The sequence below is a fragment of the Spirulina sp. CCY15215 genome (genome assembly GCF_016888125.1).
Classification (GTDB): Bacteria; Cyanobacteriota; Cyanobacteriia; order Cyanobacteriales; family Spirulinaceae; genus CCY15215.
On the sequence record NZ_JACSWA010000327.1, the window covers coordinates 1 to 8,866 of the forward strand.

The following is an 8,866-nucleotide window of genomic DNA, read 5'->3' on the forward strand; positions in this document are numbered from 1 at the left end:
CTAAATAACGTAGCGATTTCTCGCTGAGTCTGGTCAGGTTAGGGCTTTTTCAAGCTCCCGCTAGAGTCCGGAGGACTTAGCGGTGAGTTCCTGACTAATTACCAATCATAATGGCCTTTTTTTTCATAAGGATCGCCGGAAAAAGGCTGTACGCCAACAAGGGGATACATATTATCCGTCGGACTGAAAATTCGCGCAAATGCTTCGGAGATAAATAGACTGGTTTCCGCAAATACTTTGCTAATATTCATGACCTCTAGCCTCCATGCTGAATTGAGTTGTTGAAAAGAGATCGCTCATTTGCTTCTCTAATCCTATTGTCAGGGTTTACTAATAATTTTGGACTCAAATTTCTCAATTTTGTAATGATTATTTGAATATATTTTTAATACTTTACTTAGAGGGACAATTATATTGAATTTGTTAAGTTTTGTGCCAAGTTTTGCACTTTGTCGCCGATTTTAATCTGTCCGGTTTGTCGCGGAATTGCATTTTGGCCAAAGATAATTCCTTCCTTGCCAAAATGTCGAAATGTTCCCAAAGTTTTTAAAGGTTCGCGTAATTCGTTGCATTGTGCGCTTATTTGATCTGTCGTGGTGACAATACAGCGAGCGCAAGGTTTTACCAAATCAAAGACTACTTCTCCAATTTGCAGGACTTGCCATTCATCTTCGAGGAAAGGGCGATCGCTGTCAATAACAATATTAGGACGAAAGCGATTCATGGGGACGTTTTGAGAGCGATCGGGATATATGGCTGTTAATCTCCGGTTTAATTCTGCTAAAGATGCTGTGTTGGTAATTAAGAAAGGGTAGCCATCGGCAAAACTAACGGGGGCATTCTCTCGAGTAGCATAGTTGGGATTAATGGGACGAATATAACGAGGAGACTGCCTCACTAAACGTAAAGGATGAGGAGTTTTTAATACAGATTGTAGCCAGTTAGCAACTTGATCTCCTTGATCGATTGCCATGAGGCGATCGCGCCACACTTCTACGCTTATTTCTTCTCCTATTATCGTTGCCGTAAACTCAATTGTTGGATAAGATGCTGCTGATAAAGTTATTTTTTCTCCTTCGATTTGCACCTCAATTAAAGCCAGTTGAGGATATTGGCGTTGGGTGAGGAATTTGCCAGCGCGATCGGTTATCATAAATTCTCGATCCCAGAGAAATCCTTTGGGAGTGACTGTTGCAGTTTTTAAGGAAATACTGCGACAGGCTTTGATCGGGTAGATAGCAAGTTCACAAATTTGCATAGATATTGGGTAGTTGATAGTTGATGGTTGATAGTTGATAGCGAACGGATGACAATAGTTTATAATAAAAAGTGCTGTTGTTTTACAAAAATGCAATGGAATTGATAGAGTATCTGCGCGATCGCGGATTAGAAAACTTATGTCATCAATATCATATTAAAGCCAATCGCCATCATCAATATCCTAATTTGGTTTGTTTGAAGTACTCGCAAATCGAGTCACCAATGGAAGAGAAAATCGTGCAGCAATCTCGGGGTATTATTTTAGATGAAGAAAAAGATTGGGAAATTGTTTCCTATTCTTACAATAAATTCTTTAACTATGGTGAACCCAATGCCGTTGAGATAGATTGGAATAATGCCACCGTTTATGATAAATTAGATGGCTCTTTAATGGTACTTTATTATTACGATGACCAGTGGCGAGTACAATCTAGCGGGACTCCGGATGCAACGGGACAAGTTAATGGCTTTCCGTTTACATTTGCAAAGTTATTTTGGCAAGTGTGGCAAGAATTAGGCTATACTTTACCCAAAGAAACTGAATATTGTTTTAGTTTTGAGTTAATGACTCCTTATAATCGGATTGTTGTTAAACAAGAGTCCAATCAGTTAACTTTACATGGCGTTCGCAATCTTAAAACCCTGGGAGAAGAAGAGCCAAAAATTTGGACGGATCGATATGGTTGGGAGTTAGTAAAAACTTATCCGTTAGGAAGTTGGTCGGAAATTTTGGAAGCATCCAAGTACCTCGATCCCATGAATTCTGAAGGCTATGTCATCTGCGATCGCGCTTTTCGTCGAGTCAAGGTTAAGTCTCCAGAATATGTCGCACTCTCCCATTTTCGTCAGGGATTTTCGACTCGCAGAATGTTAGAAATTATTCTGAAACATGAAGGCGATGAATTTCTCTCCTATTATCCCGAATGGACAGAAATGTATCACAATATTCAACAAAAATATGATGATTTTGCGAACAAAATAGAAGCAGAATACAATCGCTATAAAGATATTCCCAGTCAGAAAGATTTTGCGTTAAGCATTAAACATTTGCCTTACTCGGGGATTTTATTTGCTTTGCGATCGGGAAAATCTGATAGTATTCGAGAGTCTTTGCAAAAAACATCTCTCCCTAAAGTAGAACAACTGTTAGAGATTGAAAATATTTATTTAGGAGTTTAAACATGAAAAAGGTCTTAGTTTTAATTGGTTTACCTGCTTCGGGAAAATCAAGTTATGCCAAGGAATTATTATTAGAAAATCCTGGACGTTGGGTGAGGACAAACAAAGATTTATTACGAGAAATGGCTCATGCTTCCTATTGGTCGCCAAAAAATGAAAAGTTTATTCTTAAGTTACGAGATCAAATTATTTTGATGGCTTTAGAAGCAGGAAAGCACGTCATTGTAGATGATACTAACTTTGGTCATCATGTGGAGTATATTAAGGAATTAGTCAAAGGAAAAGCTCTGGTTGAGGTGAATGATTCTTTCTTAGAAGTTCCTGTTGAAGAGTGCATTCGTCGAGATTTAGAACGACCGCGATCGGTGGGAAAAGAGGTGATTATGAAGATGTATAATCGCTATATTCGCACTCGTCCCCAAGTCCCCGATCGCGATCCTAATCTTCCCGATGCAATTATTGTCGATATGGATGGAACCTTAGCAATTATGGGCGATCGCAGTCCTTATGATGTGTCTAAATGTGGCGAAGATTTACCGAATCCTCCCGTGTTAGAAACGGTGTTAAAATGGCAAAAAGATACAACTATCATCATTCTTTCCGGTCGCACGGATGACGGTCAAGCACAAACGGAGGAATGGTTAAAAAGATATGGTGTAAAATATCGTGCAATCTATATGCGAAAAACAGGCGACCAACGCAAAGACTCTATTATTAAAGAGGAAATATATCGTCAAAATATTGAGGGAAAATATAATATTCGCTTCATTCTCGATGACCGAAATCAGGTCGTGGAAATGTGGCGAAGTTTGGGGTTAACGGTCTTTCAAGTAGCAGAAGGAGATTTCTAATCAAACTAGAACTACCTCAATGCGATCGTCTGGAATCATTTCTCCTCGTTCTTGTAATACTTCTAGATGAAGAGAAATTGCTTCTTGAATATTGGCGATCGCAATTTCGCGGGTTTCTCCTTGACTGATACAACCGGGTAAGCTGGGGACTTCCGCAACGATGTAACCGTCTTCATCAATCGATAAAATAACAGTTCTGGTTTGGGTTGAAGTGGCCAGTGTCATTGAAAATCTCCTTTCTTTACATTTTTCTGTAAGTTTTATATGTTACATTTTACAAGTCTCGACGCGAGAGCATAGAACCAAAAATATTCATCAGACCCACCGCATCTTAACAAGATTATCAACAAGATTTAGGCATATAACAATTGATTTCTAATCTCATCAGCCATAAGTGTGTTAACTAATATGCCAATTCTCCTTGCGACTTCATAAGCATTTTTCTGAGGAACGACAATAATCCCAGCGTGTTCTCTACTTGCCTCAACATACCGAATATGCAATTTCTCAAAGTCAACACGATTATGTGTCAAGAGACATCGATTTACAGAGGTTGCAAATTCAAGTTGCTCAATATCGGTTTTGCCAAGATTTCCTTGTTCGGGAACAGTCGTGATATCTAGACCGCGCGATCGCAGAAGAGTGGCTACTAAAGCCGACATATCTTCATCTGTATAGAGTGCGGTGTCAAGCCTCATAATTCAGTTAAAATAGCTCGAACAGATGGGTGTACTAACTCATTGGGTACTCGATTATTTTCAATGTACTCATTAATTTCCGCTTGATTATCTAGATAAAAACTCAAGGCATCAAATACTTGAGCTAAAGTTAGATGAGGTAAATGGTTGAGAATTTCTTCTGGCATAATACCCATCCGCCATAGACCAATAATAGCTCGAACAGATGTACGAGTTCCTATTATAATTGGTTCTCCACCTAAAATCTCAGGGTTTCGATTGACATAGCGGGAAAGAGTTTTACTTGACATAAGATAAATTACGCCTCTAATTGTTCTTAAAGTCTACAGGTTATGGCAAAGAATGAGAATGGATAGCTCGACTCTCCAACTATAGATTATAGCGCACCGACAGTATAGACTCAATAGGAGGAATTGAAGCGCGATCGCCTTACGAGATAAAAGAGATAAACTTTGAGGAATAAACTAACATGAAAAATGTAGCAATTATCGGTTGCGGTTATGTGGGAAGTGAAGTTGCACATCATTGGAAAAGGCAAGGTTTTACGGTGACAGTGACGACAACAAATTCCGATCGCATCCCCGAATTAGAAGCGATCGCCGATCGCGTTGTAGTCGTGAAAGGAGACGACAGAGAAGGCTTAAAAACTGTTTTGCGAGGTCAAGAAACTGTCTTGTTGAGTATCGGTGCCAAAACGCGACAAGAGGATATCTATCGCAATACTTATTTGGCTACCGCGCAAACCTTAGTCGATCTGCTACCGGAATTTCTGACAGTTCAACAAATTATTTATACTGGGGTTTATTCCCTTTATGGCGATCGCGATGGCGATCGCGTCGATGAATCTTTTCCAGTTTCCCCTACTTCAATTCAAGGTCAGATTCTCTGGGAAACTGAAAATGTGTTACTCTCTGCTGCAAGGGAAACGCGCAAAATCTGCATTCTGCGCTTGGGAGGAATTTATGGACGCGATCGCGAAATTGCCAAGATTTTTAAGCGCATTGCGGGTCAAACTCTAGCAGGAAAAGGGGAAAATATTTCCAATTGGGTGCATTTAGAAGATATTGTTAAGGCCATTGATTTTGCACGAGAAAAGCAATTAGGAGGCATTTATAATTTAGTTTGTGACGAACAAATCTCTCGACGAGAACTCCTCGATCGCGTCTGTCAAATTCACAATTTACCGGCGATCGCCTGGGATGAGAAAGAGATACCTTATCCTTATAATGTTCGCGTTTCAACCGAAAAAATCAAAGAAGCCGGCTTTCAATTTCTCCATCCTCAGTTAGGGATCTGAAACTTATTTTATCTTCTTTGCTTATCGCCTCTATCCCTGAAAGGCAATGCGATCGCCCTTTTCTACAATTGCAGTGGCCATAGGGGAATAAACATCCCTACATCTCTTTAGGAAGCAGGCCAAACGAACCATAATAACGATCATCGTGAGAGAGGAAACGATCCACCTAAACGGAAATTAATGTTAGCCAAACACCGAAGAGAACGAGTACAATGAAAATAGCGATCGCAGCCCTAAAATTAGCAACTCAGGAATTCTTCGGCTCTCCTCATCTTTGACCCTACCATTAACTGACGGGTTATTCGACTTTCTAAAATCGTTCCGGAATCGCTAAAGTAAAACTAGCAACTAAAAAATAGTCACAATTTCTTAACTAAATCCACAAAGTCCTATGTTTGAACATTTTGCAGACACCGCTATTAAAGCTGTTATGTTGGCACAAGAAGAAGCTCGTCGCACGGGTCATAACCTGGTCGGTACAGAACAAATCCTCTTGGGTTTAATTGGCGAAGGCACCGCGATCGCCGCCCGAGTTCTCCGGGATATGGGTGTCACCCTCAAAGCCGCCAGAACTGCCGTCGATCGCTACATTGGTCGAGGTCCCGGTTACGCCCCACCGAACCTACCCTTCACCCCAAAAGCGAAAAAAATCTTCGAGCAATCCTTCGATGAAGCCAGGCAATTAGGACATACTTACATCGGTACCGAACATCTTTTATTGGCCTTGGCCAATGAAAAAGAAAGCGTTGCCATTAAAGTTCTACAACAACTGGGAGTCGATCGCGATGCCCTGCGTACAGAAATCCTGCGCCGTATGGGAGAAACTGCCGCTTCAGGGGTAGGGATGAATCCCGAAATGGGCGTATTTGGCGGTTCTCGGGAAGGCTCTACCCAATTAGCAGACTTTAGCACCGATTTGACCGACCTAGCTCGCAAAGGGAAACTCGATCCTATGGTAGGGCGTAGCAATGAATTAGAACGAGTCCTGCAAATTCTCGGTCGTCGCACAAAAAATAACCCCGTTTTGGTGGGGGAACCGGGAGTGGGAAAAACGGCGATCGCGGAAGGACTGGCTCAACGTATCGTTCAAGATGATGTCCCAGCTTTGGTGAAAGGCAAACAAGTTATTGCTTTAGACATGGCTGCTTTAATGGCGGGAACTCGCTTCCGAGGGGAATTTGAAGAACGTTTAAAAACCGTCGTTGCAGAAGTGAAAAAAGCGGGCAATATTATCCTCGTCATCGATGAAATTCACAATCTCGTCGGCACCGGGGCGATCGGGGGAGGAGTCGATGCTGCCAGTATGCTCAAACCCGCTTTAGCGCGAGGAGAACTGCAATGTTTGGGGGCGACGACCCTGGATGAGTATCGCAAGCATATCGAACGGGATGCAGCCTTAGAGCGCCGTTTCCAAAAGGTGTTGGTGGGAGAACCTTCCGTAGCGGAAACCGTTGAGATTTTGCGGGGGTTGCGCTCGAGTTACGAGAAACATCACCGCGTCACCATTACTGATAAGGCGATCGCCGCCGCGGCCAATTTCGCCGATCGCTACATTAACGATCGCTTTCTCCCCGACAAGGCGATCGATTTAATTGACGAAGCGGGATCGCGGGTGCGAGTGCGACATTCCAGACAGCAAAAGTTTGCTCCGGAAGCGGAAGAAGTGGCTCAAATTGTCACTGAGGAAGAAATTGCTCACATTGTCTCTGCATGGACGGGAGTTCCTACAATTAAACTCGCTGAAACAGAATCAGAAATGCTGCTGCACCTCGAAGCACAATTACACGAACGGGTTGTGGGTCAAGAAGAAGCCGTATCCGCCGTTGCTCGTGCTGTACGGCGATCGCGAACGGGAATGGGAGGACGCGATCGCCCCATTGCCAGTTTTATTTTCTCTGGACCGACGGGAGTGGGGAAAACCGAACTTTCTAAGGCCTTAGCCACCTTTCTTTTTGGTTCGGAAGATCATTTAATTCGCATCGATATGTCAGAGTTAATGGAAGGACATACAACCTCTAAACTCATCGGTGCGGCTCCCGGTTTTGTTGGCTACGAGCAAGGGGGACAACTCACCGAAGCCGTGCGCCGCAAGCCTTATTCTATTGTTTTATTTGATGAGATTGAGAAGGCACACCCCGATGTTTTTAATTTACTCTTGCAAATGTTAGATGACGGACATTTAACTGATTCTAGCGGGCGCAAAGTAGACTTTAAAAATACCCTGATCATTATGACCTCCAACCTCGGCTCGAAGGCGATCGAAAAAGGAGGAGCGGGTATGGGTTTTGAATTAGTGGAGAATGCAGGAGAGGCTGAATATCAACGCATTCGCACTAAAGTTACAGAGGATTTAAAACAATATTTCCGTCCTGAATTTCTCAATCGCATTGATGAAATTATTGTTTTCCGTCAGTTAACCAAGCCAGAAGTGACGGAAATTGCCGATATTTTATTGCGGGAAGTGCGCGATCGCCTCCAAAGCCTGCAAAATATTGATTTAGAGGTGACGGAAGCCTTTAAGGACTTAGTGGTAGGAGCCGGATACAATCCCAGTTATGGTGCAAGGCCTCTCCGTCGCGCTATTACGCGGTTTCTCGAAGACAGTTTAGCAGAAGCCATTCTCACTAAAGAGGTGCAAGCTGGCGATCGGGTTGTCGCCGATGTAGACGACGATGGCAAGGTGAAAGTGAATCCCGATCGGGCATTGCAAGCATTACAAGCTGTTTAACCGTGTAATAACTTAACTTGCTAGTTATTGATTCGATCCCCCCCAGCCCCCATCGTTGAAAAGCGAAGCATCCTCTATCCTCCCCCTTTTCAACGAATAATCCCTGCCTTTTTAAGGGGGGTTTAAGGGGGATTAAAACGTATCCTATTTAGTAACTAGCAACTCGGGTTAAATAGAGCAATTTATCACGATCGCATTTCCGAAAAAGGTAAGATGGAGCGATCGCTACTTTAGGGGCAATGCAAAGTATTAATTTACCAACTTGGATCACCCTTTCCCGACTTTTGGGTGTTCCTTTGCTCTTCTTTTTTCTCCAAGATCCCAGCGATCGCCATCGTCTAATTGCCTTGGGAATTTTTCTCCTCGCAGCAGGGACAGACTGGTTAGACGGCTATTTAGCTCGTAAACTCAACCAAGTCAGCGACTTGGGCAAATTTCTCGATCCCTTAGTTGACAAATTATTGGTTTTTGCCCCCTTCCTGATTTTGCTGCAATGGGGCGTTATACCCGCATGGGGGGTATTTTTGATATTGGCACGAGAAATGGCGATCGCCGGCTGGAGAGTCAATCAAACCACCATTTCCGGTGCTAATATCTGGGGTAAACTCAAAACCGTCGTGCAAATCGCCGCTATCTCTTGTTTAATTGCCCCTTTACCGGAAACTTGGCAATTTTGGACGCTTTGCCTCTTTTGGTTAGCAGTGGCACTAACATTAATTTCAGGTTGTTTGTATATTTGGCCAACGACAATTGCAGTGGAGACGTAATAATTAACGAAAAAGCTCAAAATATCTGGTAAAATATGATAATATATCACCAGAAAGTTTTCAGTAGGTATGAAACGCTATGTCTC

10 protein-coding genes are annotated in these 8,866 nt (G+C 42.6%); 5 read left to right on the plus strand and 5 right to left on the minus strand.

Annotated elements, in window-relative coordinates:
• Positions 1-98: 98 nt before the first annotated feature.
• Both JUI58_RS06290 and JUI58_RS06295 read right to left on the minus strand, forming a co-directional pair.
• The gene (locus JUI58_RS06290) at positions 99-251 is read right to left on the minus strand and encodes a hypothetical protein (protein ID WP_204102905.1); all 153 of its coding nucleotides are present in this window, start codon (positions 249-251) and stop codon (positions 99-101) included.
• Positions 252-409: 158 nt separating this feature from the next.
• Positions 410-1,258: an MOSC N-terminal beta barrel domain-containing protein gene (locus JUI58_RS06295; protein WP_204102906.1), complete on the minus strand. Its 849-nt coding sequence runs from the start codon at positions 1,256-1,258 to the stop codon at positions 410-412.
• A gap of 95 nt (positions 1,259-1,353) precedes the next feature.
• Between JUI58_RS06295 and JUI58_RS06300 the strand changes: the two genes are divergently transcribed.
• Together JUI58_RS06300 and JUI58_RS06305 are read left to right on the plus strand one after the other, a co-directional pair.
• A complete protein-coding gene (locus JUI58_RS06300) occupies positions 1,354-2,439 on the plus strand; it encodes an RNA ligase (protein WP_204102907.1) in 1,086 nt (361 codons plus the stop codon).
• A gap of 2 nt (positions 2,440-2,441) precedes the next feature.
• Positions 2,442-3,290: an AAA family ATPase gene (locus JUI58_RS06305; protein ID WP_204102908.1), complete on the plus strand. Its 849-nt coding sequence runs from the start codon at positions 2,442-2,444 to the stop codon at positions 3,288-3,290.
• On the opposite strand, the gene JUI58_RS06310 is transcribed toward JUI58_RS06305, so the two are convergent.
• The 3 genes from JUI58_RS06310 to JUI58_RS06320 form a co-directional block, all read right to left on the minus strand.
• Positions 3,291-3,515, minus strand: coding sequence for a type II toxin-antitoxin system HicB family antitoxin (locus tag JUI58_RS06310; RefSeq protein ID WP_204102909.1), 225 nt, complete (start codon positions 3,513-3,515; stop codon positions 3,291-3,293).
• A 128-nt stretch (positions 3,516-3,643) separates the two neighbouring features.
• Positions 3,644-3,988, minus strand: a complete 345-nt coding sequence (locus tag JUI58_RS06315) for a DUF5615 family PIN-like protein (RefSeq protein ID WP_204102910.1) — start codon at positions 3,986-3,988, stop codon at positions 3,644-3,646.
• Positions 3,985-4,278, minus strand: a complete 294-nt coding sequence (locus JUI58_RS06320; protein WP_204102911.1) for a DUF433 domain-containing protein — start codon at positions 4,276-4,278, stop codon at positions 3,985-3,987. Before JUI58_RS06320 ends, JUI58_RS06315 begins: the two co-directional genes overlap by 4 nt.
• Positions 4,279-4,457: 179 nt before the next feature.
• On the opposite strand from JUI58_RS06320, the gene JUI58_RS06325 reads away from it, so the two are divergent.
• From JUI58_RS06325 to pgsA, 3 genes are all read left to right on the plus strand, one after another.
• Positions 4,458-5,285: an SDR family oxidoreductase gene (locus JUI58_RS06325; RefSeq protein WP_204102912.1), complete on the plus strand. Its 828-nt coding sequence runs from the start codon at positions 4,458-4,460 to the stop codon at positions 5,283-5,285.
• Positions 5,286-5,676: 391 nt separating this feature from the next.
• Complete coding sequence (locus tag JUI58_RS06330; protein WP_204102913.1) at positions 5,677-8,013, plus strand: ATP-dependent Clp protease ATP-binding subunit; 2,337 nt, start codon at positions 5,677-5,679, stop codon at positions 8,011-8,013.
• A 248-nt stretch (positions 8,014-8,261) separates the two neighbouring features.
• Positions 8,262-8,780 (plus strand): CDP-diacylglycerol--glycerol-3-phosphate 3-phosphatidyltransferase, encoded by a 519-nt coding sequence (pgsA, locus tag JUI58_RS06335; RefSeq protein ID WP_204102914.1) that lies wholly within the window; start codon positions 8,262-8,264, stop codon positions 8,778-8,780.
• Positions 8,781-8,866 lie beyond the last annotated feature (86 nt).